Genomic DNA, 25,549 nt, shown 5'->3' on the forward strand with positions numbered 1-25,549 from the left:
ACTACCGAGATTGCTAGCGCTATGCGTCGCCCATCCAAAGATTCATCCCAAAAATTGTCTGCCGACAGCCAGCGCCTTTCCACTCTTGCCCAGGCCGTGGGCCAGGCGGGCAGCCGTATCGAGGAGCGCAGCTGGGAGCGTGCGCTGGACGTGCAGCTGACCAAGCTCCTGAAGACGAGCCACCAGGACACCGTCGACGCCGCGCTGAACAGCCTGTTCGCGGTCGACCTGGCCGCCTACGACGTGCTGATGGACAGCGTGGAAGCCGTCAGCGAATCGGCCACCATCACGGTCGAGACCGACGGCGCGCCGGTCCAGTACGACGTGCTGCTCGTGGCCGCGCCGATTCTGGCATGGACGCGTTATTCGATCGCTTCCGGCCCCGTCCCGGCCGACATCCTGAACACCCTCTCCGCCCACTTCTCCGCCCACCTGCTGGCCGATGGCACGAAGATGGCCATGGCGTCGAACCTGTTCTCGATCGACCAGCTGCCGCGCACGCACGCCGAAACCTATGCCAAGATGCACAAGCTGGCCCAGGCCGCCGTGAAGGGCGTGGCCGTGAAGACGGACGTGAAGCCGCCCGAGACGGCGCCGTTCCTGGCCGATACGCGCTACCTGATCGTGGCGATCGTTGCGCCCGCCGGCGGCCCGATGTTCCGCTGGCAGATGCCGGCCGCCCACCTGCACCAGGCGGACGAGCGCCGCAACGCGCTGGACGCGTGGCGCACGCAGGCCACGCCGACCGTGGCGCGCCTGCTGCCGGGCTGCGGCATCGAGCTGCTGCTGCCGGAAGCGTATTACATGGCTTGCCGCGAGGCGGACAAGCTGATCCGCCCTGTCTCGATCCGCGCCGCCGTGCACTACCTCACGCATACGCTGGCCTGCGAGCCATCCGACCTGCGTGCCGTGATCGCCGGCTTCGGCGAGGAATCGGCCGACGGCCAGATCGACGAATACCGCGTGGCGTTCACGCGCCGTTCGGATACCGATGTGATCTACGGGGTCGTGTGGCCGCTGTACGGCCAGGAAGACGAGGAAGGCACGCCGCCGGAAGGCCCGCTGGCGGGCGGCCTGGCCAACCTGCTGCAGCCGCGCACGCCAGTCGAGGAAATCGTCGAGCACCTGGGTGCCGCGGGCGTTTCCGTCGTCAAGAAACTGTCGGAGCGCTACGTGGCCGAGTACTGCGACGATTGCGGCGCCCCGCTGTTCGCCGACCCTGCCGGCGAACTGGTGCATGCTGAAATGCCGGAAGACGCGCCGGCCGGCACCGAGCACTTCCACTGACCGGCAACGCCAAATGAAAAAACCTCGCATCGCGCGAGGTTTTTTTTCGTTCAGGCCGGATCAGTGTGTCAGGTTGCTGTTGCCCGTGGTCTGCTTGCCGTTGCTGGACTTGCGGCTGTCGGTATGCGCGGTGCCATGGCCGGACGTATCGTCCGCCGCGGCCTTGTCCCGCCCTGCCCGGTTCGCGGTACTGCCCAGCGGTGCGGGATCCTTGCCGGGGACGGGGCGCGTCTTGTCGCTCGTTTTCGGCGCCGTGCCCGTGGATTGCGCGCGGCCATCCTTGCTGTCCGTGCCGCTGCTATTGGCGGCGGTATCCTGCAGGCCGACGCTGCCCGGCTTGTTCTTCAGCGCGTCGCCGACAGTCGACTGCGCGTGCGCGGTGCCGGCCAGTGCGGCCATGAAGAGTCCCAATATGATGAAGTTCCGTCGCATAGTGCCTCCTGGTCTGTTGGCCGGCGCCGCCGCATCAGCGACCGGTGCTGCCGGACGAGCTGTTTTGCGAACCCGACGTGGAACCGCTGCTGCTGCCCGTCCCGGTACCGCCGCTCATGCCCGACGAGCCGCTGGTGCCGGAGGAACCGCTGCCACCCGAAGTGCCGGTGCCGGAGGAACCGCTGCCCCCCGAAGTGCCGGTGCCGGACGAGCCGCCGGTCCCCGAAGCACCGCCGGCACCGGACGTGCCGGAAGCACCACTCCCCGACGTGCCGCCCGAGGTGCCGCCCGACATGCCGCCCGAGGAGCTTCCGGACGAACCACTTTGTTGCGAGCCGGAGCTGGAGCCCGACTGCTTGTTGCGCTTGGATTTCTTGGTGGACTGCTGGTCCGACGACGAGCTGCCGGAGGTGGCGTTGTTCGACGAAGCGCCCGACGTGCGCTGCGGGTCGGTCGAGGTGCTGCTGCCCGCGCCGGTCTGGGCATAGGCGACGGTGGCCATCGTTGCAAGGACTGCTGCGATCAAGGTTTTGCGCATGGTAGAGCTCCTGTTGAGGTCCGATCTGGTTCAGCGGTCACGAAGGACCGTGGACAACCAGAGTAGCCCCTTCGCCATGCGCGCAGCATCGGAGCCGACACCGTCACGGGGTCGGAAGGCTCCTACCTGCCCCGACAGTAAGCCCTACCAGTCCTTGTACGGATGACCGATCAGGTTCGAGTTCAGGTAGCGCTTGTCGTGCGTGACCTCTTCGCCCACCCAGTCCGGCTTGTCGAACACCGTATCTTCCGAAGGCAACTCGATCTCCGCCACGACCAGGCCCGCGTTCACGCCGAGGAACTCGTCGACCTCCCACACGAAGCCGGCATGCGCGATGCGGCGCCGGTACTTCTCGATGATCGGCTGCTCGCACAGCCGGTCGAGGAATTCCATCGCGTCGGCCATCGGCAGCGGATACTCCCACTCTCCGCGCGACACGCCCACGGCCTTGCTCTTGATCGTCATGACGGCATGGTCGCCCTCTATCCGCACCCGGACCACGCGCTCCGGATGCGAGGACAGGTACCCCTGGCGCAACAACACGGGCTCGCCCTCCTTCAGCCAGCCGTCCCCCAGTACCAGGAACTTGCGTTCGATCTCGATGCCCATCAGTCGTCCAGTGACAGCAGGATCGGTTGCAGGATCGCGGCGCCCAGCGCGGCGCTGCGCGCGCCGTTCCAGCCCATGTGCGGCACGGGCAGGTCGGCGTTGTCCTTGAACGGCATTTCCAGCGTCAGCGACAGGCAGCCGAAGTGGTGGCCGATGTATTTCGAGGCCAGGGTCAGCACATCCGCCTTGTACTTGCTGATCGGATAGCCCACCGCGTCCTGGAAGTCCGGGCTGGCATTCTTGTAGCGCTCGATGAAGGCCTTCTGCGCGGCGGCCTGCTCCGGCGTGAAGGTTTCCAGCATCTCGTTGCCGGCGACGAAGTTGTACGGCAGCGCCTCGTCGCCATGGATGTCGAAGAACATGTCCACGCCCGTTTCGTGGATCTTCTGCCGCACGCACAGCACTTCCGGCGAACGCTCCTGCGTCGGCGTCATCCACTCGCGGTTCAGGTTGGCGCCGGCCGCGTTCGTGCGCAGGTTGCCGCGCACCGAACCGTCCGGGTTCATGTTCGGCACGATGTAGAACACACAGCGTTGCAGCAGTTTGCGGGCGATGGGATTGGCATCGTCCAGCAGCGCATCGATCAAACCCTCGATGAACCATTCGGCCATCGATTCGCCCGGATGCTGGCGGGCGATGAACCAGATCTTCTTTTCCGCCTGCTGGTCGCCGATCACCACCAGGTTCATGTCGCGCCCGTCGACGGAAGAACCCAGGTCGAGCACGCGCGCCACCGGATTCTCGGCCACTTCGCCCAGGAGGCGCAGGTGGCGGTCCCACGAGTACGGCTCGAAGTAGGCGTAGTACACGCTGTCCAGGTCCGGCGTGTGCCGGATCGTCATCACTTCGCCATCGAACGAGGTCGGCACCCGGAACCAGTTCTCGCCATCGTAGCTGGCCACCGCGTTGTAGTCCTCGAAGCCCTTGGCATAGGTTGCCTGGCCGGCGTTCAGGAAGCGCAGCACGAGCCCCGTACCGCGCGCGCCCTGCACCCGGAAGTGGAACCACTGATGGATGTCGGCATGCGAATCGCTGCGCAGCTTCAGCTCGATGTTGGCGGGATCCTCCGCGCTCACGACGTCGATCGCGCCGGAGTCGAAGTTCTGACTGATTTTGATGGTCATTGTGGAATCCGTTGGGTTTGGATGGCGTTATTGTCCTTGGTTTGGGGCGTTAACGCAAAAGGCGGGCCACCTGGCCCGCCTTGTCGAGGCGCCCGATCCGCTGGTGTCGGACATCCAGGCAAAGCCTGAGGTCCGACACCGGTTTTCCTCGACCGAACCAGCCGCGCTGGATCAGTCGACGTTGCGCCCCCGCTTCTTCAGCGCCGCGCGCACACCGGCGCCATAGGCCTTGTCCGCCTTGTCGAAATGCCCCAGCTGGCGGGCGATGATCTCGTCGGACACCTGCGACAGCGGGCCGGCCAGGTTGTCGAACAGGTTCTGCTGCTCGGCAGCGTCCAGCACGCGGAACAGGTTGCCTGCCTGCGTGTAGTCGTCATCCGTGCCGCGCGGGTCGTAGATGCCGGCCGGGCCGCTCAGCGCCAGGGCCGGTTCGCCGTGCCCCAGGCCCTGCACGCCCGAGCCGCCAGCCTGCACCGTGTGATAATTCTGCTCGGCGCCGCCGTTGGCGAAGGCCATGGCGCCGTCGCGTTGCTGGTTGTGCACCGGGCAGCGCGGAGCGTTCACCGGCAGGTACTGGTGGTTCGTGCCCACGCGGTACAGCTGCGCGTCGTGGTAGGCGAACAGGCGGGCCTGCAGCATCTTGTCCGGCGAGTAGCCCATGCCCGGCACCACGTTCGCGGGCGACAGCGCGGCCTGCTCCACTTCGGCGTGGTAGTTGAGCGGGTTGCGGTTCAGTTCCAGCACTCCCACCTGCCGCAGCGGGAAGTCGCCATGCGGCCAGACTTTCGTCAGGTCGAACGGGTTCCAGCCGGTGCGCTGCTCCCATGCGGCCAGTTCCGCTTCGGTCGCCACCTGGATCGACACGGTCCAGCGCGGGAACTCGCCCCGTGCAATGGCGTTGAACAGGTCGCGCTGTGCGTAGTCCGGGTCTTCGCCGGCGATCCGCACGGCATCGGCCGCGGTCAGGTTCTTGATGCCCTGCTGCGTCAGGAAGTGCCACTTCACGTACACGCGCTCGCCCGCATCGTTGATCAGGCTGTAGGTGTGGCTGCCGAAGCCGTGCATGTGGCGGTAGCCGTCCGGCGTGCCGCGGCTGGAGAACAGCGTGGTCACCTGGTGCAGGCTTTCCGGCGCCTTGCTCCAGAAGTCGAACATCATCGTGGCCGACTTCAGGTTCGTTTGCGGGTCGCGCTTCTGCGTGTGGATGAAGTCGGGGAACTTGATGCCATCCTTCAGGAAGAACACGGGCGTGTTGTTGCCCACCAGGTCCCAGTTGCCTTCCTCGGTATAGAAGCGCACCGCGAAGCCGCGTGGATCGCGCTCGGTGTCGGCGCTGCCCTTCTCGCCGCCCACGGTCGAGAAGCGCAGGAACGTCTCGGTCTGTTTGCCGATGGCCGAGAACAGCCTGGCCTTCGTGAATCGCGTGATGTCGTGCGTGACCGTGAACGTGCCGTAGGCGCCGGAGCCCTTGGCGTGGACGACGCGCTCGGGAATGCGCTCACGGTTGAAGTGCTGCAGCTTCTCGATCAGGTGGAAGTCCTGCAGCAACAGCGGGCCACGTGCGCCGGCGCTGGCCGAGTTCTGGTTGTCGGCGACCGGAATGCCCGATGCGGTAGTGATTGGCGGCTGGCTCATGTTTGGCTCCTCGGTGGTGTGAACGTAGGGAAATTCTACGTGCCCACTCAGCATTGGAAAAGCTAATTGATTAAATCAATGTCATAGCTATTTCCAATGGAAGAGCTGCCTATCCCCCAAGCACCCGGGGCGCTGTTGCAAGGATGTCACGGGTGCGGCGGATACTCGCCGTACATGGCGATGAGATAGCGTGCCCCCGGCTGGCTGCCCTTGTCGATGCCCACCCGGTCGAAACCGGCGGCATCGCGCTCGGTGATGCCGAAGCCTTCGCCCTTCGGCTTGCGCGAGACGACAGGCGCCAGGTTCGGCAGCGCGAAAGTGGATTTGCCGTCGCCGCCGTAGGTCGTCCCCAGCAGCGAGAAGAGTGCCTGGTGCTGATTGATCGGCAGCAGCCTGCCGTCGCAGGCAGCAAAGCCTTTCGGGATCCAGCTGCCGGGCCAAACGATGACCTGTCCGAGATAAACTTCCATGCTTCCCCCTGGTTGGAAAGCAAGCATGGTCACATGAAGGCTTGCCGGCAGGCGTAATCGTTTGTCGTGCTTATGTCACCACGCGCGGGGCGCTCATCCGGCCCGCATGTGCCTGCCGGTCCGATACCTTTCATGCCACGACAGCGCTTCTTCCAGCACGTGCGGCGTCTGCCCGCCGCGCAGCAGCGCGCGTTCGTAGTAGTCGCGCAAGAGCGGCCGGTAATCCGGGTGTGCGCACTTCTCGATGATCCGCGGCGCGCGTTCGCGCGGCGCCAGCCCGCGCAGGTCCGCCAGGCCCCATTCGGTCACCAGCACGTCCACGTCGTGTTCGGTGTGGTCCACGTGCGCCACCATCGGCACCACGCTGGAGATCGCGCCATCCTTCGCCTCGGACTTGCTGACGAAGATCGCCAGCTCGCCGTTGCGGGCGAAGTCGCCCGAGCCGCCGATACCGTTCATCATGTTCGTGCCGCCAACGTGGGTGGAGTTCACGTTGCCGTAGATGTCGAACTCCAGCGCCGTGTTCAGGCCGATGATGCCGAGCCGGCGCACGATCTCGGGGTGGTTGCTGATCTCCTGCGGCCGCAGCACGATGCGGTCGCGGTAGCGCTCCAGGTTGGCGAGGAAACGCTCGTGCATCGGCCCCGAGAGCGTGATCGACGATGCCGACGCCAGCGCCAGCTGGCCGGATTCGAGCAGGGCGATCGCGCTGTCCTGGAGCACTTCGGAATACATCGACAGGTTGCGGAACGACGATTGCGTGAGCCCGTGCAGCACCGCGTTGGCGATGGTGCCGATGCCGGCCTGCAGGGGCAGCAGTTCAGGCGTCATGCGGCCCGCCTCCACTTCGCCTTCGAGGAAAGCTATCACGTGGCGCGCGATCGCATCGGTTCCGGCATCCGGCGGCAGCACCGAGGATGGGCTGTCCGGGCTGTCGGTGACCACGATCGCGGCGATGCGTTCCGGGTCGAGCGCGATCGCGGTGGAACCGATGCGCTGGCCTGGATGCGTGAGCGGGATCGGCTCGCGCTCCGGGCGCGGGCGCGGCACGTAGATGTCGTGCAGCCCTTCCAGCGCCGCCGGCGCGGCCAGGTTCAGTTCCACGATCACCTGCCGGGCACTCTGCACGAAGCTGGCGCTGTTCCCCACGGCCATGGTGGGCACGATGGCCCCATCCTCGCGGATCGCGCAGGCTTCGATAACGGCAATGTCGATGCGCGGCAGCGCGCCGCTGCGCAGCTGTTCGGCCGTCTCCGACAGGTGCTGGTCGATGAACATCACCTCGCCCGTATTGATCTTGCGGCGCAGCGAGGCGTCGGCCTGGAACGGCAGCCGGCGCGCGATCACGCCGGCATTGGCCATCAGGCCGTCGCTGTCGTTGCCCAGCGAGGCGCCGGTGATCAGGGTGAGATCGAGCGGCTGTTCGCGCGCCCGCTCCACCAGCGCGCGCGGCAATGCCTTCGCGTCGCCCGCTTTCGTGAAGCCGCTCATGCCGACCGTCATGCCGGGCTTGAAGAGGCGCGCGGCCCGCCCGGCGGGCTGGATGCGGGCCAGCAGTTCGGCGCGGCGGATCCGTGCGCTCACATCGGTATCGGCCGCGCTGTTCTTCGCCTCGTTCTCCACCATCCTGTCCTCCACTATTCTTGATCGAATGAGGGCAGTATAGAATCGCTATTCATGGGGAATATGACTTATATTCACCGCTTCCATTCGAAAAATTCATGGGACTCGCAGCATGGATATCCGCTCCCTGCGCTACTTCATCGAAACCGCGCGCCTCTCCAGCTTCACCCAGGCGGCCGAACTGCTGCACGTGACGCAATCGACGATCAGCAAGATGGTGCACCAGCTCGAGGAAGAGCTGGGCACGCCGCTGTTCGTGCGCGACGGCCGCCGCCTGGGCCTGACGGATACCGGCCGCGTGGTCTACGAGCGCGGCCAGGAAATGCTGGCGACCATGCGCACGCTGGCGGCCGAGGTGCGCGATATCCAGGCCGTGCGCCGCGGCACGCTCACGGTCGGCATTCCGCCGATGATCAACCTGCTGTTCACGCCCGTGCTGAAAGCGTTCCGCGAGCGCCACCCCGATATCCGGCTGGTGCTGCGCGAAGTCACCGGGCAGGACGTGGAACGGCTGGTCGCTTCCGGAGAACTGGAAATCGGGATGACGGTGTTGCCGGCCGAGCCCAGCCTGCCGGTCGAAACGCTGCCGGTGGCCAGCTACCCGATGTGGGCACTGGCCGCGCACGGTACCTTCCAGCGCCAGCGGCGCACGCTGAAGCTGGCGGCACTGAAGGACTTGCCGCTGGTGATGCTCACCGACGATTTCGCGCTGACCCGTTCCCTGCGCCGCGCTTTCGCCCAGGCGGGATTCGAGCCTGTCGTGGCGGCGCAAAGCGGCCAATGGGATTGGCTGGTGGAGATGGCCTCGGCCGGCATCGGCGTGGCGCTGCTGCCGGAACCTTTCATCGACCGGCTGGCCGACGAGGCGCTGCACGCGGTGCGGATCGTGGAGCCCGACCTGCCGTGGCAGGTGGCACACGTGTGGAGCGGGCGATACCTGTCGCACGCCGCGCGGGCCTGGCTGGACGTGCGTGGCGAGGTGCTGGGCTAGCGCGGCATTCGTCCCTCTTGCGCGGGCCTGGCTGGAGGTATGTGGGGAGGTGCTGGGCTAGCGCGGCATTCGTCCCTCTTGCGCGGGCCTGGCTGGAGGTATGTGGGGAGGTGCTGGGCTAGCGCGGCATTCGTCCCTCTTGCGCGGGCCTGGCTGGACGTGTGTGGCGAGGTGCTGGGCTAGCGCGGCATTCGTCCCGCTCGCGCGGCCTGGCGCCCCGGCGCGAAGCGCGCCGAGGCCACCGCGCGGTGCTGCTTACTTGCGGAAGAATTTGCGACGCGCAGCCAGCAACAGCAGGCCGGCACCGAACATGGCATAGGTCTCCGGCTCGGGCACAGGCACTAGCGGCTCGTTGCCGTATGTGCTCGAGCCCGATGTCATGTACAGGTAAACGGTGGTCGACGTGTCGCTGTCGTTGGCGAAACCGATGTCGAAGCTGCCGGACCGTTGGGCGCCCGGCTCTTCCTGGTAGACCAGGAGGGACTGCCGGTCCTCGACGGTCGTGCCGTTGGCGTAGAACGAGGCGAGCATGGACACGCTGCCGCTCTGCGTGCCCAGGTCATCGCCTTCGCGCAGGATGGACAGCGCATAGTCGCCCGACAGGCGCACTTCGCTATGCGCGCCCAGGACGACCTGGAAGTACTGGATGCCGCTGCTGTACAGGTGGCCGGCCGGCGACGGGCCGGGGTAGGAAGCATACGTCTGCAGGCTTCCCAGGTTGCCATCGGTCCGGGCCCACGTGCTGGCCTGCCCCTCGGACAACACCGTGCTGCCGGCCTGGCCAAGTGCTGCCCTGCTTTCTTCGTCGTAGCGGATCAACTCGTCGTCGTTCGGGCCGAGCGCGGCAAACGAGGCAAGGGAAGTGTACGACGTCGGGACGATCGTGTAACCTGCCTCGACGCCGTCACCGGGAGTCAGGTCCACGACGCTCAGCTGGACGTTACTGTAGGCAGTACTCGCTTCGATTCGGGATGCGGCGTGCGCCGGCAATGTGGATGCAAGCGCCAGGATCGCGCATGCCGCGAAAGTAACGGAAAACCGCATAGATAGCTCCATGTGCATTGATGAGATGTGGGTACTCGCCGCGATCCGGACCGATCACAGCCGAGCCGAGCAATTCTACGCCAGCCTATTCAAAAAATGTAAATAAAACAATACTTTCATCAATGAAGTAACTACTCTCGACGCGCGTGACGAGTGCTTCTGCGATCCGACGGCAATCGATGGCTACGGCAGCGGTCGCGCCTTGCCGGGCTACCCCACCGCCAAGTGCGCCACGGTACGCAGCGCAATGCCCACGCATGCGCCGAGCACGGCGGGCCGGGCGACCCTCGCTACCCGCTTCCCCGCCGAGATGAGGATCGCGAACCCAGGTACGTCCAGCGTGTGGACGAGCCATCCCGCGCTCTGGTTGACGAGGGGCGTGCCGATGGCTCCTTCGCGCAGCATGTCGTCCACCAGGCCGAGCACCGCCGTGCCGCCAGCCAGCGCTTTCGTCAGCGTCAGCACGATCATGTTCGGGTCGATGGCAACCGCCTGCAAGAGCGGCCCGAGCAGGCCGGTGAGCCAGGCGAACAGCCCGAGCTGGCGCAGGAAGGTGATGGCGACGAGCGACAGCACGAGCATCGGGATCACGCCCACCGCGATCCGGAATGCTTCCGCGCCGGCCCGGTTGATCACGTCCAGCACGCCCTTGCCATCCTCGGCGGTCGGGTGCTTCACGGTTTCATCGAAGGGTTTTTCGAAGGCGGGCAGGTTCCGGCCGAAGACGTGGTAGGTCGCGGCCGCGGCAAGCAGTCCGCCGGCCAGCGAGAACACGAGCGCCGCGCCAAGCCGCAGGTCCAGCGCCGCCATGGGAAACATCACGTTGGCTTGGCCCATGGCGAAGACCATCGCGAGCGTGGCCGCGAGGTGGCGGTCCGACACGCCGCGCTGCTCCATCATCGCCAGCGTGGCCAGCGGCGCGGCAAAGCTTACGAAGCTGATCTGCAAGGCCGCGAACACGGAAAGGCCCGTGAGGCCGACCGGCCTCAGTACCGGTGCCAGCCTTGCCACCACCCAGTCCATCACGCCGCGCGCTTCCAGCAGGCGCATCACGCACAGCATCAGGACCATGATGGGCAGCAGCACGAACAGCGACAGTTCGACGGCCGAACGGCCGGCTTTCAGTACGAGGTCGATGAGCTCCATGGCGCCATTGTACGCGGCCGGTCCGCTCCGGCCGCGGCGCGGTTACACGCGGAACGACAGGCCGTCGGTAATGGCGTGATCCGGCGTGCGGCCGTTCACCCCCCCGCCAATACATGGCGTCGACCTGGCAGTCGCGCGTGAGGGTTCACGCGGCGCCGACATCGGCCTGGACCTGCGTGCCGCCATGCTTGCCCTCGCGATGCGCGGCGCGGCAGCTCGGCGAAGACCATGAAGGACCCGGCGTCCGGCTACGGCATGCGCCCCGTGCGCAGCGCGTGCCCCCAATCGGGCCGGCCGTTGCCCTCGGCCAGCTGCGCCGCGAATTCGTAGTCGTACGGCACGGCGATGTGCTCGACGAGCCAGCCGGCGGCCGTGCGCTCGACGATGGCGTATTTCGCCTGTGGCGTGAAGTTCTGCGACTGGTGCGGTAAGGGTTGGTCGTGATTGAACGCCTGCAGCCCCACGCTGCCGGGATTGACAATGAGGCGCCCGTCGTCCAGCAGCATGCTGCGCGGCACGTGCGTGTGGCCACACAGGATCAGCGAGGCCAGTGCATCCCCGGCGCGTTCCAGCACTTCGTCGTGGGTGGCGCGGCGCATGCCGGCCTCGGTGACCGTTTCGGTCCAGTAGACCAGGTCCGACGAGGGTGTGCCATGCACCAGCAGCACATCGTCCGTCAGCTTCAGCGTGGCCGGCAGCGAATGCAGCCAGGCCCGCTGCACCTCGGTGATCTGCTCATGCGCGTAACGGTCGGACGTCCCCATCTTTTCCGGCACGTGCATCAGCACTTGCCGCTCATGGTTGCCCGCGATGGTGGGCATGTCCAGTGCCATCAGCCGTTCGGCCGTCTCGCGCGGCTGCAGCGGGCCGGAGACGATGTCGCCCAGGTTCACTGTCACGGTCGCGCCGCGCCGTTCGATATCGGCCAGCACCGCCTCCAGTGCGCCGAGGTTGCCATGGATATCCGAGATTGCCGCGATCTTCATCCCATTCCCCTTTTGTTGGACCTTCCGCTATTTTGATCGTCTCCCGCTAACTTGCAAAATGTTAGTTTATTTACAACCAACTAACTCTTCCGTATCATCTGTCGGCTGAGCTACCTCGATCATTCCTCCCCCCTTCCGGAAAACAAATGAGCTATAAAAACGCGCTGATCGCCCTCGCATTCACGGCTGTGTTGCCGGCTGCCATGGCGGAAAACCTGAAAATGACCGTGACGGCCACGGGTACCTTATTCAATTCCCTGGACTCCGTCGAATTCGGCTGGCAGGGAGCGGACACGCCGTTCCATGTCGAGTGGAGCGCGGTGTACGACACGGACCAGATTCGTCCGAGCGGCACCTCGGCTCCCGCCCTGTCCGGGGAACTCAAGATCACTATCGGCAACCGCCTCTACCTGGACGAGCTGTATCAGTACACCGGCGTATCGATGTATCGCGCGACGTGGGACCAGGCCCAATCGCCAACAGTGGTGTCGCCGACATTCTGGAGCGAGGCGACCGGGCGCTCCATCGACGTCAGCCTGGCCTTCCCCGCCCAGGTGTTGCCATTCGCTCTACCGACCGCCCCGATGTCGGTCTCCTACACCGGGCCGCGCGTCGGAGAATCGAAGATCACCATGTGGGACAGCCTGGGCTCACAGGACAACGGCGTCATCTTGCGTACTTCCAGCCTGGGCATGACCGTCAGCCCGGTACCCGAACCCGGAACCTATGCCATGCTGCTCGCCGGCCTGGCGGCGCTGGGCTTTGCGGCAAGGCGCCGCAACACCGCCTGACGATACCCCACGGGTTCGTGCCATGTGAAGAACAAGGGCGGAGCAGATAAGCGGGCGGCGTCCGCCCGCTCGCGATGCTACAGTAGCCCATCATTCACGAGGAACTGGCGATGGAATTCGAATACCGGGGTTACACGATCCGCATCGAGGCCTATGAGGACACGGCCGCCGTGCACGATCACGCGTGGCACTGCACCATCAATGTCACCGGGCACGTCGACACCTGGCGCGACCGCTTCACTGCCGAGCAGCGGTTCGGCAGCCTTGCCGCCGCCGAGCAAGGCGCCGCCGCCATTGCGCGCGAATATGTCGACGCGAAGCTGGCCGGCTCCGGGCAGGGAAACGCTCAGGTATAGGCCAGCAGCCGGCCGCAGGCGATCACGCCGAACCACAGCAGCAGCGACAGTGCCGCGTGCGCCTTTGCGCCCGCCGGCGCAGGCGTTGCCACGTCCCACGCAGCCACCCGGCGATAGACGCCAAGGTGAAAGGCCAGCGCGTTTACGCCCGCCAGCGCGATCAGCGCCAGCTTCAGCCGGAAGGTGGGGTTGTCGATGAAATCGGCGGGCTGGGTGGCGAACATCAGCAGGCCGGCCGGCACCACCAGCAGCAGACTTGCCACCGCCCACGGCAGCAGGTGCGCGCCCAGTCCGCGTACAGGGAGGTTGCGCGCACAACCCAGCACGCGCAGGTCGAACATCGCTACGGCACCCACGAGCACCGCGAAGCCGGCGATGTGGACCGTTTCGACGATCGGATACAGCCACACGCCGTCGCGCATTGCCGCCGCCACGGGCGTGGCGGCCAGCCAGGCTGCCCAGGTGGCGAGCGCACCGCCCGCCATCAGCGCAGCTCGGTCGTCTTGTCCCTGATGGTGATGCGCTCGGCGCGCAGTTCGTCACCCTTGCTGCGGTGCGGGTAGCCGACCACGGTGGCCTGCCCGCCCGCGGCAAGCGCTTCCTTCGGCAAGCCGCGGCTTTCCATGCGCGACGGCGGCGCCAGGACCACGTGCCAGGTCTTGTCCGCCGTTTTCAGCGCGACGTGGCCGTGCGGCTGCGAGTAGCCGCTTTCGGTGATGGTGCCGGTGAGGGTGAGGGGTTTGTCGGCGTCGTATTCGCTCCAGCCATGGTGGGCAAAAGCAGTGGCGGCGGCGCCGAGGGCCAGGGCAACGGCGAGGGATCGCTTCATGGGTCTCTCCAGCTGTGCGTATGGCCGAACTGTAAACGAACGCGTGAGAAACGCAAGCGCGCCCTTACGGCGCCGCAGGTGAGGTGCGAACGAGCGGCCGCGCGTTTCAACGCGCTTGCCATTCCCTGGATGAACTGTCGCGGTACTGCCGTTCATGTTGCATTGAGGGAATACTGTGCGTAACTACAGCATATCGGAGGAGATATCGTGACTTGGTCCTGCCACAACGGTGGGCTGTTCGTGCACATAGGCGCATGAATATTTTCCGGTCGAGCCACCTCGCGACCACGCAGGTGTATGTTGATCGTAGCAGCGCGTCACACATGGTGCACTGCGAGGCCGACCATCGATACAGTGGAGGGTATATGCTAAGGCAACTTGTTTTGTCGGGCTGCTTGTTCGCGAGTATGGGTGCCACACATGCAAGCGAACGAATTTACACATTCCGATGGACTGGGTTCATGGAATATCTTGGCGCGTGGGGCGACGTTGCAGTTTGGCATCCTAATGTCACGTTCGGCGGTACCTTCCGGGGCGAAGATACCAATAGTGACGGCTTCATTATGCTGGATGAAATTTCGAGCTTGATTGTTGACACGCCATTCCCGCCCGACTTCGTCGTTGGCTGCCCTCCGGCGGGTGTCGACGGCATTGGCCCCACCGATTGCAAGTTTTCAGCGTTCAGCTACCAGATAGGCGGCCCTCTGACTTTCAGCGCTGCGTATCAAATCACAACGGGTGGCTATCCGCTCTATGAGTATTCCTTCTGGCCAGAACATTCTATAACGATGTACCCTGCGAATTTAGGGGACGGTTACACATACAGTTTTGTGGATGCCACAACATTCGACATTTCCTCTGCTGTGCCCGAGCCCAGCACGTACGCCATGCTGCTGGGCGGCCTAGGCCTTATTAGCTGCGCAGCGCGCTGGCGAAAAGGGTAATCTCACTCTTCGGCCACCTGCGCCAGATGCGGCTCGTTATTCAGCGCTCGGCAGGCTTCGAATCGCCCGACCAAGCGCTGGTACTTCCGCACGACTCGTCCTGTATCTGCGGCGAGGCTGAGAATGTCGCCAGCCACCTCTGGCACAATCGGATACCCGACGCTCGTAGTGGAGCGCGTTCGCCGCCCATCTACGTTACTGAGACGATGCCAAGACATCTTCGACTATATCGAGATGTTCTACGATCCGAAACGACGGCACCGCTTCAGCGATGCCATGTCGCCGGTGGCGATTCAACATTGATGACGCGCATCGCTAGCTTACCAAGTGTGACAGTGCTTGCCGGGATCTCGGCACCTGAGGAGTGCCGAGGCTAGACGACTACATTTCGGGAGGCCAGAAATGACAAACCCACCATCCGAAAATTAGACAACTGTCTAATATACAGTGGTGGGTTATGTACAGCAAATGCCGTATGTCATTGAATCTACTGGTCGGGGCGAGAGGATTCGAACCTCCGACCCCCTGCACCCCATGCAGGTACGCTACCAGGCTGCGCTACGCCCCGACGAGTGGCGCATTATAGCAGCCAGGTTGAGTTTTTGCCATGCCATTTTGCACGTGAGAAGGCTTGCCTGTCCGCAGCAGTGCCGCTCCGCCGCCGGAATCATGGACGGCGCTAGAATTGCGGGCATGACGGACCCAATCGACCCTATCCTGCTCGACCGCGCGGCGGAACTGATCCGCCAGGCCGACGGCCTGGTCGTGGCCGCCGGCGCCGGCATGGGCGTCGATTCCGGCTTGCCGGATTTTCGCGGCAACGAAGGCTTCTGGCGCGCCTACCCGGCCCTCGGCGCAGCGCGCATCGATTTCGCCAGCGCCGCCTCCCCTGCCACGTTCCATGAGAACCCCGGCCTGGCCTGGGGTTTCTACGGCCACCGCCTGGCCCTCTACCGGAACACGATTCCCCACGCGGGCTTCGCGCTGCTGAAGCGCTGGGGGGAACGCATGCCGCATGGCTGCCACGTCTTTACCAGCAATGTGGACGGCCAGTTCCAGAAGGCCGGCTTCGACCCGAAGCGCATCCACGAATGCCACGGTTCGATCCACCACCTGCAATGCCTGGAACCGTGCGGCGACGCGATCTGGCCGGCGGACGATTTTGCGCCGTCGGTCGATGAACGGGCTTGCCGGCTCGCGAACGCGGCGCCGCGCTGCCCGCACTGCGGCGGCCTGGCGCGGCCTAACATACTGATGTTCGGCGACTGGGGCTGGATCGAGCGGCGCAGCGCGCGGCAGGGGGCGCGCCTGGAGCGCTGGCTGGACGGGGTGGAGCGGCCGGTGGTCATCGAGCTGGGCGCCGGCACGGCGATTCCCTCGGTGCGGCACTTCAGCCACCAGGTGATCCGGCGCGGCGGCCGGCTCGTGCGGATCAATCCGCGCGAGCCGGAAGTGCCCACGCGGCATGACGTGGGACTGGCGAGCGGCGCGCTCGACGGCCTGTCGGCCATCGCCGCGCGCCTGTGATCACACGTAGCGGACGGCGATATCGGTCAGGCCATCGACATGGCCCGCCAGCACCTGGCCGCGTTGCACGGCGCCCACGCCCTCGGGCGTGCCCGTGAAAATCAGGTCGCCCGGCTGCAGCGTGAAATAGGTGGAGAGATTGGCGATCGTTTCGGGGATCGACCAGATCATGTCGGCGACGTGGCCCGACTGTTTCGTTACGTCGTCCACTTGCAGGGTGATCGCCGCCTGCCCGATGGCGGGCACGCCGGCGGCGGGATGCACGGTGCCGACCGGCGCCGAAAAATCGAACGCCTTGCCGATTTCCCAGGGACGGCCCGCTTCCTTCATCTTGGCTTGCAGGTCGCGGCGCGTCATGTCGAAGCCGACTGCATAGCCGAAGACATGCGATGCCGCGTCTTCCACGGCAATGTTCGTGCCCCCCCTTGCCGATCGCGACCACCAGTTCGCATTCATGGTGAAAATCGCTCGTGAGCGGCGGGAACGGCAGCTCGGCCGTGGTGCCCGGCGCCACCGCCACGACGGCGTTCGCATCGCCCGGCTTGGTGAAGAAGAACGGCGGTTCGCGGTTCGGGTCGGAACCCATTTCGCGTGCATGGCCGGCATAGTTGCGGCCTACGCAGTAGACGCGGCGGACGGGGAAGCGGGCGTCGCTGCCGGCAATCGCCAGCGCGGCCGCCTGGTGCGGCGGGAAGACGTAGTTGGTCATGGTGCTCCGGTTGATCCTCTGTTAGATGCTCGATTGCCTGGAAGTCAGCTGAACAACAGGGGCCGCAACGCCATGCGGAACGAGTCGATCAGCATTTCCGCATTCATTTCCGGGTTGTGCACGGCGCGCACGGGCAGCCCCTGGAACATCGTGATGATAACGTTCATGCGCGCTTCCAGCACGGCGTCGTCGACCGGCAGGCCGTGTTTCATCCGCCCCGCCTTCAGGATCTTGCGGAACTGTTCGCGCGTGCGGCGGTCCGCGTCGCGCGCCACCGCCGCGATCTTCGGGTTGCGCGACGCTTCGGCCGTGATTTCCAGCGGCAGGATCCAGGTCTGCGGATCGAGGTCGTCACGCACGCTGCGCGGCACTTCGTCCAGCAGCGCCTGCAGCGGATCGTCCTTCAATTCCAGGTCGCGCATCAGCGCGGACACGCGCTCCACGTTTTCCTCGACGAACGCGGCAATGATCGCATCCTTGCTGTCGAAATAGTTATAGATATGGCCGGCGCTCATCCCGGCCGCCTTCGAGATCTCGGCCATGCTCGCACCATGGAAGCCGCTGCGGCCAAAGCACGCGGCCGCAGCATCGAGCACCTGGCGGCGCCGGTGGCGCGCCTTTTCCGGATCGTGATGGCGTTTTTCGGTATTGCTCATACTGCCTTTCAGGGGTGCTGGCGGCTGCGCTGGCGGCTGGCCACCCCGGGTTTGTCAAACGGATCGCCCGTGCGTGCGCACGGATGCTATCATTTTCTACGACCGCTACTTGCGCAAGGACGACCATGTCTACCAGGACCTCCCGCACGATCGAAATGCGGCCGGCGGAAGCCGCCGACCAGGCCTTCATGGAGCAGCTCTACGCGAGCACCCGCACCGCCGACCAGCGGATGGGCGCCTGCGATGCGCACACGGAGGCGCTGCTGATGGCCCTGCAATGCCGCGCGCGCCAGACGCAGCTGCACGCGCTCTACCCCTATGCCGACGCCGCCGTCATCGTCGAGCGCGAGCGCCCCATCGGCGCCCTGCACGTCAATTACGGCTCCGACGAAATCCGCATCCTCGACATCAGCCTGCTCCCGGAATGCCGCAGCCGCGGCATCGGCCTCGGGCTGCTGCGCAGCCTGCAAGCCCAGGGTGTGCGCATGCGCGTGCCCGTGCGGCTGGACGTGCTGCCCGGCACCCGCGCGCAGCGCTTGTTCCAGCGCTGCGGCTTTACGCTCAACGGAGCGAATGGGCTGTTTCTGTGTATGGAGTGGACGCCGCCGTTGTTGACTTGACCCGGCTACTCAGCCGTTCGGACTGCCGGTTTTGAAAACCGGTGTCAGACACCCTTGCAGGGTGTCTGACACCAGATCAAGGCCGTCAACCTCTACAGTGTTGACGGGCTCGCCGGCGTTTACTGCCAGCCCCCACCCAGCACTTTGTAGAGCGTCACCTGGTTGCTCGCCTGCGCGAGCCTTGCACTGATGAGGCTCTGCTGCGCCCCATACAGCGTGCGCTGCGATACCAGCGCGTTCAGGTATGACTCCGCGCCTTTCTGGTAGCGCTGCTCGTGGATGCGGTAGCTCTTGCCCGAAGCCTCCACCAGTGCGGCCTGCGAAGCCACGCGCTCATCGAGCGTGCCGCGCTGGGCCAGCGCGTCCGCCACTTCGCGGAATGCCGACTGGATGGCCTTTTCATACTGCGCCACGGCGATGTCGCGGTTGGCCTTGGCCAGGTCCAGGTTGGCCTGGTTTGCGCCGCCCGCGAAGATCGGCAGGGTCAGCTGCGGAATGAACGACCACGTACCCGCGCCGGCCTTGAACAGGTTCGACAGGTCGCCGCTCGCCGCGCCGGCCGACGCCGTCAGCGAGATGCGTGGGAAGAACGCGGCACGGGCCACGCCGATATTGGCATTTTGCGCCTGCAGCGTGCGCTCGGCGGACAGCACGTCCGGCCGGCGAGCCAGCACTTCGGACGGCACGCCTTCCGGCAGCTGAGCCAGCTGAGTCACCGATTCCAGCGACCCTTGCGGCAGCAGCTCGGCAGGCACCGGGGCGCCGGCCAGCAGCGCCAGCGCGTTCTGGTCGGCCGCCACCTGCGCCGTGTACACGGCCACGTCGCTGCGCGCCGTTTCCACGCTGGTTTGCGCCTCGTACATGTCCAGGCCCGACGTGGCGCCCGCCTCGAAGCGGCGCTTGCTGAGCTCGAAGGTGATCTGCTGGCTCTTCAGCGTGTCCTGCGCCAGGCGCAGGCGCTCCTGGTCCGCCGCCAGCGTCAGCCAGGCGTTGGCCACTTCAGCCACCAGGCTGATCTGCTGAGAGCGGCGGGCCTCTTCGGTGCCCAGGTACTGTTGCAGCGCTGCTTCGGACAGGTTCTTCACCCGGCCGAAGAAGTCCAGTTCGAAGGCCGGGATGCCCAGGCCCGCCGTGTACTGGCGCGTGATATAGCCTTCGCCGGTGGCCGAGGAATTGGACGGCACGCGCTGGGCCGTCTGCCCCACCGAGGCGTTCACGCCAGGCACGCGCTCGGCGCGGGTCACGCCGTACTGGGCGCGCGCGGCCTCGATATTGAGGATCGACACGCGCAGGTCGCGGTTGTTCTCCAACGCCAGCGCAACCAGCTGTTCCAGCTGCTCGTTGGCGATGAACTCGCGCCAGCCGATGTCGTAGGCCTGTTTGGCGTCGGCCGGCGCGGCGGCCGGCTTGTATGCGTCGCCCTGCGGCCAGCTCGGCGTCACCGGCGCTGCCGGGCGCTCATACACGGGCGCCAGGCTGCAACCGGCCAGCAGTGCCGTCACGGCCAGGGTAATCAATGTCTTGCTCATATTTCTCACTCTCTTATACGTTGCTGCCAGCGGCCGCCTGCGCGTGCTTCTCGCCCTTCGGGGCGAACCAGCTGCGCACCAGCACGAAGAACACCGGCACGAAGAAGATGCCGAGGAACGTGGCCGTCAACATCCCGCCCAGCACGCCCACGCCGATGGCGTTCTGGCTGCCGGACCCGGCGCCGCTCGCCAAGGCCAGCGGCAGCACGCCCAGGCCAAAGGCGATCGACGTCATCAGGATCGGGCGCAGGCGCAGCTTCACGGCTTCCAGTGTCGCTTCGCGCAGGTCGCGGCCCGATTCCTGCAGTTCCTTGGCGAATTCCACGATCAGGATCGCGTTCTTCGCCGACAGGCCCACCACGGTCAGCAGGCCGACCTGGAAGTACACGTCGTTCGCCAGGTGGAAGCCCCACGTCGCGATCACGGTACCGATGATGCCCAGCGGGATCACCAGCAGCACGGAGAACGGCACCGACCAGCTTTCATACAGCGCGGCCAGGCACAGGAACACGATGAGGATCGAGATCGTATACAGCATCGGCGTCTGCGAACCGGATTCGCGTTCTTCCACCGACAGGCCGGTCCATTCGAAGCCGATGCCCGGCGGCAGTTGCGCGATCATCTTTTCCACTTCGGCCATGGCGGCGCCCGAGCTCACACCCGGTGCCGGGCTGCCCTGGATGTTCACCGACGACAGGCCGTTGTAGCGCTCCAGGCGCGGCGATGCGTAGATCCACTCGCCGCTGGCGAAGGCGGAGAACGGCACCATCTCGCCGGCGCTGTTGCGCACGAACCATTTGTTGAGGTCTTCGGGCACCATGCGCGAGTCGGCCTGGCCCTGCATGAACACCTTCTTCACGCGGCCGCGGTCGACGAAGTCGTTCACGTACGAGGAACCCCAGCCCACCGACAGCACCTTGTTCACGTCGGCCACGGTCAGGCCCAGCGCGGTCGCCTTCTGCTGGTCGATCGTCACCTTGTACTGCGGCGTGTCTTCCTGGCCGTTCGGGCGCACGCCCGCCAGCATCTTGTTCTGCGCGGCCATGCCGAGCAGCTGGTTGCGCGCGGCCATCAGCGCCTGGTGGCCTACGCCGCCCACGTCCTGCAGCTGCAGGTCGAAGCCCGAGGCGTTACCCAGCTCGAGCACGGCCGGCGGAGCGAACGCGAACACCATCGAATCGCGCAGCTGCATCAGCGCGCCCATGGCGCGGCCGGCGATGGCACCGACCTTGTTCTCGGCGCCCTGGCGCTCGGACCAGTCCTTCATCCGCACGAAGGCGATACCGGTGTTCTGGCCATTGCCGCCGAACGAGAAGCCGGCCACGGCGAACACGGAAGCCACGTTGGCCTTTTCCTGCTCAAGGAAATAATTCTCGACCTTCTCGATGGTCTTCAGCGTGCGTTCCTGGGTGGCGCCGGTCGGCAGCTGGATCTGCGAGAACAGCACGCCCTGGTCTTCTTCCGGCAGGAAGGAAGTCGGGAGGCGCATGAACACCACGGCCAGCACGGCCAGCAGCACGGCATACATGAGCATCGACGGCGCGCGGCGGCGGATCATGCCGGCCACCACGCCCTGGTACTTGTCGGTGCTCTTCTCGAACGTGCGGTTGAACCAGCCGAAGAAGCCGCGGTTGGTCAGGTGGTGGCCTTTCTCGACCGGTTTCAGGATGGTCGCGCACAGCGCCGGCGTGAAGATCATCGCCACCAGCACGGACAGCACCATGGCCGACACGATCGTGATCGAGAACTGGCGGTAGATCACGCCGGTGGAGCCGCCGAAGAACGCCATCGGCACGAACACGGCGGACAGCACCATGGCGATACCGACCAGGGCGCCGGAGATCTGGCCCATCGATTTCTTGGTCGCTTCCTTCGGCGACAAGCCCTCTTCCGTCATCACGCGCTCGACGTTTTCCACCACCACGATCGCATCGTCGACCAGGAGGCCAATGGCCAGGACCATGGCGAACATCGTCAGCGTGTTGATCGAATAACCCAGCGACGACAGCACGGCGAAGGTACCCAGCAGCACGACCGGCACCGCCATCGTCGGGATCAGCGTGGCGCGGAAGTTCTGCAGGAACAGGTACATCACGAGGAACACCAGCACGATGGCCTCGGCCAGCGTCTTCACCACTTCCTCGATGGACAGTTCGACGAACGGCGTGGTGTCGAAGGCCACCACGGCCTTCATGCCTTTCGGGAACAGCTTGCTCATCTCGTCGACGCGGGCTTTCACCAGCTCGGCGGTGTCCAGCGCGTTGGCGCCGGTGGCCAGCTTCAGGGCGATACCGGTGGCCGGCTTGCCGTTGAAACGCGCCACGGTGGCGTAGTTCTCGCGGCCCAGTTCCATCTTCGCCACGTCGCGCAGGTGCACGGTGGCGCCGTTGGCTTCGGTCTTGAGCAGGATGGCGCCGAACTGCTCGGCAGTCTGCAGGCGGCTTTGCGCCGTCACGGTGGCGTTCAGCTGCTGGCCCGGCACGGCGGGCGCGCCGCCCAGTTCACCGGCCGAGACTTCGGCGTTCTGCGCCTGCACGGCCGTGATCACGTCCGCCGGGGTGAGTTGATAGCTCGTGAGCTTGGTCGGGTCGAGCCAGATGCGCATCGCGTACTGGGAACCGAACAGCGTGACGTCGCCCACGCCTTCCACGCGCGACAGCGGGTCGAGCACGTTGGCCGCCACGTAATCGCCCAGGTCGGCGTTGTTCATGCTGCCGTCTTCCGACACGAAGCCGATCACCAGCAGGAAGTTCTTGGTGGCTTTCGACACCACCAGGCCCTGTTGCGTGACGGCGGTCGGCAGCAGCGGCGTGGCCAGCTGCAGCTTGTTCTGCACCTGCACCTGCGCGATGTCGGGGTTGGTGCCGCTCTTGAACGTGAGCGTGATGTTGATGCCGCCGGTCGAGTCGGAGGACGAGCTCATGTAGCGCAGCCCGTCGATGCCCTTCATCTTCTGTTCGATGACCTGCGTGACGGCGTCTTCCACGGTCTTCGCGGAAGCGCCCGGATACGAACCGGTGATCGAGATCGAAGGCGGGGCGATGCTGGGGTACTGCGCGATCGGCAGGCTCCAGATCGCGAGCGCGCCGCCGAGCATGATGACGATGGCGATCACCCACGCGAAGATGGGGCGATCGATGAAAAATCTTGCCATGGAATGGACTCCTGCTTAGTGAGCGGCGGCAGCGGGCTTGGCGGCTGCCGTATTGGCGGCGGCAGGTGCTGCGTTCTGTGCCACGGTTGCGGGCGCGCCCGGCTTCACCTTCTGGATGCCTTCGACGATCACGCGGTCGCCGGCATTCAGGCCGGATTTCACCAGCCACTTGTCGCCCAGCGTGCCGGTGGTGGCGATCACGCGCTGCTCCACGATGCCCTGCTGGTTCAGCACCAGCGTGGTGGCTTCGCCTTTCTGGTTGCGCGTCACGCCCTGCTGCGGCACGGCGATGGCCTGCTCGTTCACGCCGTTTTCCACGATGGCTCGCACGAACATGCCCGGCAGCAGGTCATGTTTCGGATTCGGGAACAGTGCGCGCAGCGTGACGTTGCCCGTGCCCGGATCCACGGCCGCGTCGGCGAACTGCAGCTTGCCTTCCTGGGCGTAGGTGGTGCCGTCGGCCAGCTTCAGCGTGACCTTGCCTTCCGCCTTCTTCACGCCGCCGCTCTCCAGCGATTTCTTCAGGCGCAGCAGTTCTTCGGAAGACTGCGTGACGTCGACATAGATCGGATCGAGCTGCTGCACGGTCGTCAGTGCCGTTTCCTGGCCGGCGGTCACCAGCGCGCCAGGCGTCACGTTCGAGCGGCTGATGCGGCCGGAGATCGGCGCGTGCACCTTGGTGTAATCGAGGTTGATGCGCGCGGTCTGCAGCTGGGCCTTGGCCGATTCCACGTCGGCGCGTGCCTGCGCTTCGGCGGCAACCGCATCGTCATAGTCCTGGCGGCTCACGCCTTCGATCTCCACCAGCTCCTTGTAGCGCTTCACTTTCGGGCCAGCCGTCAGCAGGTTCGCCTCGGCGCGCGCCAGCGCGGCTTTCGCACTGTTGAACGCGGCCTGGTAAGTGGCCGGGTCGATCTGGTACAGCTGGGTGCCCGCCTTCACGTCGGCGCCCTCGGTGAACAGGCGTTTCTGCACGATGCCGGCGACCTGCGGGCGCACCTCGGCGATCTGGTAGGCCGACGTACGGCCCGGCAGCTCGGTGACGACCGGCAGCGCCTGCGGCTGGATCGTGTACACGGCCACCTGCGGCGGCGGCATCTTGCCGGCCGGCGCGCCGGCCTGTTGCTTGTTGGAGTCGCAGCCGGCGGTCAGCGCCGCCGCGCATGCGAGGAAAAGAATGCCGGCCGAACGCAGCGGCGGGCGGGAGAGCGTGTGTTCCATACCTGGTCTTTCTGTTGTAAGGGGTAGCGCGCAATAGAATGAACGATCATTCTAATACAAATCGGAAACCCGTGCATTAACTGACTTTAGAGTCATGTATCTACGGGAGCGCTATCACAAAGGATGCCGCATGAAGAAGCGGCGCATTGACTATAGTCGAGCTGGCGGGAGGGCGAGCCATGAAGCGCCTCCCTGCCAGGCGTTGTTGCGCACAAGTTGTATATGGGCAACGATTAAAGTAACGAAGCAACAGTATTGCCTGTTGCCGCAGCGGTACCGCCAAGCGCTGTCGGCCTGCAGGTGCCCGCGAGTGTCGCCCGGATTCCCGAGCGGCGCGCCAGGATTCGGATGAAGCCCCCGGCACTGGCAGCAGCGCAAGGGAAAGGCGCTGCGCGCAGAACATCGTCAAAGAAAAGGTGCTGTACGGCGAACAGCGCGAAAGAAAAAGCCTCCCGGCCATGCGGCGGGGAGGCTCCGTGTTCAGCTGTTGCCGCTCAGGTCGCCGTGGTCGTCACCGGCACGAACGTCATCGTCACGTTCTGCAGATAAATGCTGGTCGTGCCCTCGAAGCCGGAATCGATGCCCAGCAATACCCACGCCTTGCCTTCTCCATCGGTCTTGACCTTGACGCCGGTGCCGCCGCGAATCAGTTTCGAAGCGTATTTCCGATCACCCTGGCACTGCAGGCCGTTGGCGATATCGCCCAGCACCACCGAAGCGGCACCCGCCGTGGCCTGGTTGCCGCGGTCGATGTTCAGGCGCGTTTCGCCATTCGTGGTGACGGCTTTCGGCTCGGTCGCCGAAGCTGCGGCGATCACGTGCACGGATTCGCCGGGCGCGCCGCCGGCTCCCGCGCAGCCGGACGGCGCGTTGGACAGCAGGTTCAGCGACGCCACGGTGAAGGTGTATTCCGTATTGGCCACCAGGCCCGTGACCTGCTTTTTCACATACAGCAGCAGATCGTCGCTGCGGTTGGTGCCGCTGACGTAGTACGCCTTGGTGTCCTTGTAGGCCGCGTTCTCGACGTTGTTGATGCGGTAGATATCGCGCAGTTCGAAGACGACGTCGGTCGGTGCTGTGGCAGCCGTGTAGTCGCTCGACTCGCCGGTCCAGCCGCCCGTCTCGGCCCTGAAATCCTGCGTCAGCAGCACGGAGTAGGCGGTCGTGCCGCCGGTGCCCGTCGAGGTGCCCGCCGGATCGTCGTCATCGCCGCCACAGGCGGCCAGCAAGGCCAGGGTCGCTACCGACAAAGCGGCTTTCCAGGTACGGATCATCGTAATGGTCTCTTCTCTTTACGTGGGAACGAAAGCGGCCATTTTAAGAAACAA

24 protein-coding genes, 1 tRNA gene and 1 pseudogene are annotated in these 25,549 nt (G+C 65.4%); 7 read left to right on the forward strand and 19 right to left on the reverse strand.

Annotated elements, in window-relative coordinates; genetic code table 11:
• The first annotated feature begins 21 nt into the window (after positions 1-21).
• Complete coding sequence (locus tag V6Z91_RS00495) at positions 22-1,287, forward strand: DUF2863 family protein (protein ID WP_338765185.1); 1,266 nt, start codon at positions 22-24, stop codon at positions 1,285-1,287.
• 60 nt (positions 1,288-1,347) lie between these two features.
• Here the strand turns inward: V6Z91_RS00495 and V6Z91_RS00500 are convergent, their stop codons facing one another.
• The 7 genes from V6Z91_RS00500 to V6Z91_RS00530 form a co-directional block, all read right to left on the reverse strand.
• On the reverse strand, positions 1,348-1,686 hold the full coding sequence (locus V6Z91_RS00500) for a hypothetical protein (RefSeq protein ID WP_338765188.1): 339 nt from the start codon (positions 1,684-1,686) through the stop codon (positions 1,348-1,350).
• A 67-nt stretch (positions 1,687-1,753) separates the two neighbouring features.
• Positions 1,754-2,257 carry a hypothetical protein gene (locus tag V6Z91_RS00505; protein ID WP_338765190.1) on the reverse strand — a complete coding sequence of 168 codons (504 nt, stop codon included), beginning with the start codon at positions 2,255-2,257 and terminating at the stop codon, positions 1,754-1,756.
• A gap of 144 nt (positions 2,258-2,401) precedes the next feature.
• Positions 2,402-2,866, reverse strand: coding sequence for a CYTH domain-containing protein (locus V6Z91_RS00510; RefSeq protein ID WP_338765193.1), 465 nt, complete (start codon positions 2,864-2,866; stop codon positions 2,402-2,404).
• Entirely contained in the window at positions 2,866-3,990 is a 1,125-nt protein-coding gene (locus tag V6Z91_RS00515) for a M14-type cytosolic carboxypeptidase (RefSeq protein WP_338765196.1), read from the reverse strand. The genes V6Z91_RS00510 and V6Z91_RS00515 overlap by 1 nt, the downstream gene beginning before the upstream one ends.
• A gap of 171 nt (positions 3,991-4,161) precedes the next feature.
• The gene (locus V6Z91_RS00520; RefSeq protein WP_338765199.1) at positions 4,162-5,625 is read right to left on the reverse strand and encodes a catalase; all 1,464 of its coding nucleotides are present in this window, start codon (positions 5,623-5,625) and stop codon (positions 4,162-4,164) included.
• 146 nt (positions 5,626-5,771) lie between these two features.
• Positions 5,772-6,095 carry a tail fiber protein gene (locus V6Z91_RS00525; protein WP_338765202.1) on the reverse strand — a complete coding sequence of 108 codons (324 nt, stop codon included), beginning with the start codon at positions 6,093-6,095 and terminating at the stop codon, positions 5,772-5,774.
• Positions 6,096-6,188: 93 nt separating this feature from the next.
• A complete protein-coding gene (locus tag V6Z91_RS00530) occupies positions 6,189-7,721 on the reverse strand; it encodes an acetyl-CoA hydrolase/transferase family protein (RefSeq protein ID WP_338765205.1) in 1,533 nt (510 codons plus the stop codon).
• A 109-nt stretch (positions 7,722-7,830) separates the two neighbouring features.
• On the opposite strand from V6Z91_RS00530, the gene V6Z91_RS00535 reads away from it, so the two are divergent.
• A complete protein-coding gene (locus V6Z91_RS00535) occupies positions 7,831-8,709 on the forward strand; it encodes a LysR family transcriptional regulator (protein ID WP_338765207.1) in 879 nt (292 codons plus the stop codon).
• Positions 8,710-8,964: 255 nt separating this feature from the next.
• Here the strand turns inward: V6Z91_RS00535 and V6Z91_RS00540 are convergent, their stop codons facing one another.
• The 3 genes from V6Z91_RS00540 to V6Z91_RS00550 all read right to left on the reverse strand — a co-directional run bounded on the left by V6Z91_RS00540 (position 8,965) and on the right by V6Z91_RS00550 (position 11,885).
• Positions 8,965-9,633 (reverse strand): PEP-CTERM sorting domain-containing protein, encoded by a 669-nt coding sequence (locus V6Z91_RS00540; protein WP_338765210.1) that lies wholly within the window; start codon positions 9,631-9,633, stop codon positions 8,965-8,967.
• A 330-nt stretch (positions 9,634-9,963) separates the two neighbouring features.
• The gene (locus V6Z91_RS00545; protein WP_338765213.1) at positions 9,964-10,899 is read right to left on the reverse strand and encodes a nucleoside recognition domain-containing protein; all 936 of its coding nucleotides are present in this window, start codon (positions 10,897-10,899) and stop codon (positions 9,964-9,966) included.
• A gap of 248 nt (positions 10,900-11,147) precedes the next feature.
• Complete coding sequence (locus tag V6Z91_RS00550; protein ID WP_338765215.1) at positions 11,148-11,885, reverse strand: metallophosphoesterase family protein; 738 nt, start codon at positions 11,883-11,885, stop codon at positions 11,148-11,150.
• A 146-nt stretch (positions 11,886-12,031) separates the two neighbouring features.
• Between V6Z91_RS00550 and V6Z91_RS00555 the strand changes: the two genes are divergently transcribed.
• Complete coding sequence (locus V6Z91_RS00555; protein ID WP_338765218.1) at positions 12,032-12,676, forward strand: PEP-CTERM sorting domain-containing protein; 645 nt, start codon at positions 12,032-12,034, stop codon at positions 12,674-12,676.
• Between the two features lie 110 nt (positions 12,677-12,786).
• Positions 12,787-13,032, forward strand: coding sequence for a hypothetical protein (locus tag V6Z91_RS00560; protein WP_338765221.1), 246 nt, complete (start codon positions 12,787-12,789; stop codon positions 13,030-13,032).
• On the opposite strand, the gene V6Z91_RS00565 is transcribed toward V6Z91_RS00560, so the two are convergent.
• Together V6Z91_RS00565 and V6Z91_RS00570 are read right to left on the reverse strand one after the other, a co-directional pair.
• Positions 13,023-13,517 carry a hypothetical protein gene (locus tag V6Z91_RS00565; RefSeq protein WP_338765224.1) on the reverse strand — a complete coding sequence of 165 codons (495 nt, stop codon included), beginning with the start codon at positions 13,515-13,517 and terminating at the stop codon, positions 13,023-13,025. The genes V6Z91_RS00560 and V6Z91_RS00565 overlap by 10 nt on opposite strands.
• Entirely contained in the window at positions 13,517-13,861 is a 345-nt protein-coding gene (locus V6Z91_RS00570) for a DUF6152 family protein (protein ID WP_338765227.1), read from the reverse strand. The genes V6Z91_RS00565 and V6Z91_RS00570 overlap by 1 nt, the downstream gene beginning before the upstream one ends.
• 461 nt (positions 13,862-14,322) lie before the next feature.
• Here V6Z91_RS00570 and V6Z91_RS00575 point away from each other — a divergent pair, with 461 nt between their 5' ends.
• On the forward strand, positions 14,323-14,805 hold the full coding sequence (locus V6Z91_RS00575; protein WP_338765230.1) for a PEP-CTERM sorting domain-containing protein: 483 nt from the start codon (positions 14,323-14,325) through the stop codon (positions 14,803-14,805).
• Positions 14,806-15,296: 491 nt separating this feature from the next.
• Here the strand turns inward: V6Z91_RS00575 and V6Z91_RS00580 are convergent.
• Positions 15,297-15,373 (reverse strand) — tRNA-Pro (locus V6Z91_RS00580).
• 125 nt (positions 15,374-15,498) lie between these two features.
• On the opposite strand from V6Z91_RS00580, the gene V6Z91_RS00585 reads away from it, so the two are divergent.
• Positions 15,499-16,332 carry a Sir2 family NAD-dependent protein deacetylase gene (locus tag V6Z91_RS00585; RefSeq protein WP_338765232.1) on the forward strand — a complete coding sequence of 278 codons (834 nt, stop codon included), beginning with the start codon at positions 15,499-15,501 and terminating at the stop codon, positions 16,330-16,332.
• Here V6Z91_RS00585 and V6Z91_RS00590 read toward each other — a convergent pair.
• Both V6Z91_RS00590 and V6Z91_RS00595 read right to left on the reverse strand, forming a co-directional pair.
• A pseudogene (locus tag V6Z91_RS00590) lies at positions 16,333-17,041 on the reverse strand (fumarylacetoacetate hydrolase family protein).
• Between the two features lie 44 nt (positions 17,042-17,085).
• Entirely contained in the window at positions 17,086-17,697 is a 612-nt protein-coding gene (locus V6Z91_RS00595; protein ID WP_338765234.1) for a TetR/AcrR family transcriptional regulator, read from the reverse strand.
• Positions 17,698-17,822: 125 nt separating this feature from the next.
• On the opposite strand from V6Z91_RS00595, the gene V6Z91_RS00600 reads away from it, so the two are divergent.
• On the forward strand, positions 17,823-18,317 hold the full coding sequence (locus V6Z91_RS00600) for a GNAT family N-acetyltransferase (protein WP_338765237.1): 495 nt from the start codon (positions 17,823-17,825) through the stop codon (positions 18,315-18,317).
• A gap of 119 nt (positions 18,318-18,436) precedes the next feature.
• Here V6Z91_RS00600 and V6Z91_RS00605 read toward each other — a convergent pair whose 3' ends face one another.
• From V6Z91_RS00605 to V6Z91_RS00620, 4 genes are all read right to left on the reverse strand, one after another.
• Positions 18,437-19,846, reverse strand: a complete 1,410-nt coding sequence (locus V6Z91_RS00605; protein ID WP_338765240.1) for an efflux transporter outer membrane subunit — start codon at positions 19,844-19,846, stop codon at positions 18,437-18,439.
• 13 nt (positions 19,847-19,859) lie between these two features.
• A complete protein-coding gene (locus V6Z91_RS00610; RefSeq protein WP_338765243.1) occupies positions 19,860-23,000 on the reverse strand; it encodes an efflux RND transporter permease subunit in 3,141 nt (1,046 codons plus the stop codon).
• A gap of 15 nt (positions 23,001-23,015) precedes the next feature.
• Positions 23,016-24,221: an efflux RND transporter periplasmic adaptor subunit gene (locus V6Z91_RS00615; protein WP_338765245.1), complete on the reverse strand. Its 1,206-nt coding sequence runs from the start codon at positions 24,219-24,221 to the stop codon at positions 23,016-23,018.
• Positions 24,222-24,715: 494 nt separating this feature from the next.
• Positions 24,716-25,495: a hypothetical protein gene (locus V6Z91_RS00620; protein WP_338765248.1), complete on the reverse strand. Its 780-nt coding sequence runs from the start codon at positions 25,493-25,495 to the stop codon at positions 24,716-24,718.
• Positions 25,496-25,549: the final 54 nt, after the last annotated feature.

This window comes from Massilia sp. METH4 (assembly GCF_037094685.1).
Classification (GTDB): domain Bacteria; phylum Pseudomonadota; class Gammaproteobacteria; order Burkholderiales; family Burkholderiaceae_D; genus Rugamonas.

Bases quoted from the DNA above. Each gene is read 5' to 3' on its own strand.
- V6Z91_RS00495 (WP_338765185.1), top strand. From the start codon at position 22: ATGCGTCGCCCATCCAAAGATTCATCCCAAAAATTGTCTGCCGACAGC.
- V6Z91_RS00500 (WP_338765188.1), bottom strand. From the start codon at position 1,686: ATGGCCGCACTGGCCGGCACCGCGCACGCGCAGTCGACTGTCGGCGAC.
- V6Z91_RS00505 (WP_338765190.1), bottom strand. From the start codon at position 2,257: ATGCGCAAAACCTTGATCGCAGCAGTCCTTGCAACGATGGCCACCGTC.
- V6Z91_RS00510 (WP_338765193.1), bottom strand. From the start codon at position 2,866: ATGGGCATCGAGATCGAACGCAAGTTCCTGGTACTGGGGGACGGCTGG.
- V6Z91_RS00515 (WP_338765196.1), bottom strand. From the start codon at position 3,990: ATGACCATCAAAATCAGTCAGAACTTCGACTCCGGCGCGATCGACGTC.
- V6Z91_RS00520 (WP_338765199.1), bottom strand. From the start codon at position 5,625: ATGAGCCAGCCGCCAATCACTACCGCATCGGGCATTCCGGTCGCCGAC.
- V6Z91_RS00525 (WP_338765202.1), bottom strand. From the start codon at position 6,095: ATGGAAGTTTATCTCGGACAGGTCATCGTTTGGCCCGGCAGCTGGATC.
- V6Z91_RS00530 (WP_338765205.1), bottom strand. From the start codon at position 7,721: ATGGTGGAGAACGAGGCGAAGAACAGCGCGGCCGATACCGATGTGAGC.
- V6Z91_RS00535 (WP_338765207.1), top strand. From the start codon at position 7,831: ATGGATATCCGCTCCCTGCGCTACTTCATCGAAACCGCGCGCCTCTCC.
- V6Z91_RS00545 (WP_338765213.1), bottom strand. From the start codon at position 10,899: ATGGAGCTCATCGACCTCGTACTGAAAGCCGGCCGTTCGGCCGTCGAA.
- V6Z91_RS00550 (WP_338765215.1), bottom strand. From the start codon at position 11,885: ATGAAGATCGCGGCAATCTCGGATATCCATGGCAACCTCGGCGCACTG.
- V6Z91_RS00555 (WP_338765218.1), top strand. From the start codon at position 12,032: ATGAGCTATAAAAACGCGCTGATCGCCCTCGCATTCACGGCTGTGTTG.
- V6Z91_RS00560 (WP_338765221.1), top strand. From the start codon at position 12,787: ATGGAATTCGAATACCGGGGTTACACGATCCGCATCGAGGCCTATGAG.
- V6Z91_RS00565 (WP_338765224.1), bottom strand. From the start codon at position 13,517: ATGGCGGGCGGTGCGCTCGCCACCTGGGCAGCCTGGCTGGCCGCCACG.
- V6Z91_RS00570 (WP_338765227.1), bottom strand. From the start codon at position 13,861: ATGAAGCGATCCCTCGCCGTTGCCCTGGCCCTCGGCGCCGCCGCCACT.
- V6Z91_RS00575 (WP_338765230.1), top strand. From the start codon at position 14,323: ATGGAATATCTTGGCGCGTGGGGCGACGTTGCAGTTTGGCATCCTAAT.
- V6Z91_RS00585 (WP_338765232.1), top strand. From the start codon at position 15,499: ATGACGGACCCAATCGACCCTATCCTGCTCGACCGCGCGGCGGAACTG.
- V6Z91_RS00595 (WP_338765234.1), bottom strand. From the start codon at position 17,697: ATGAGCAATACCGAAAAACGCCATCACGATCCGGAAAAGGCGCGCCAC.
- V6Z91_RS00600 (WP_338765237.1), top strand. From the start codon at position 17,823: ATGTCTACCAGGACCTCCCGCACGATCGAAATGCGGCCGGCGGAAGCC.
- V6Z91_RS00605 (WP_338765240.1), bottom strand. From the start codon at position 19,846: ATGAGCAAGACATTGATTACCCTGGCCGTGACGGCACTGCTGGCCGGT.
- V6Z91_RS00610 (WP_338765243.1), bottom strand. From the start codon at position 23,000: ATGGCAAGATTTTTCATCGATCGCCCCATCTTCGCGTGGGTGATCGCC.
- V6Z91_RS00615 (WP_338765245.1), bottom strand. From the start codon at position 24,221: ATGGAACACACGCTCTCCCGCCCGCCGCTGCGTTCGGCCGGCATTCTT.
- V6Z91_RS00620 (WP_338765248.1), bottom strand. From the start codon at position 25,495: ATGATCCGTACCTGGAAAGCCGCTTTGTCGGTAGCGACCCTGGCCTTG.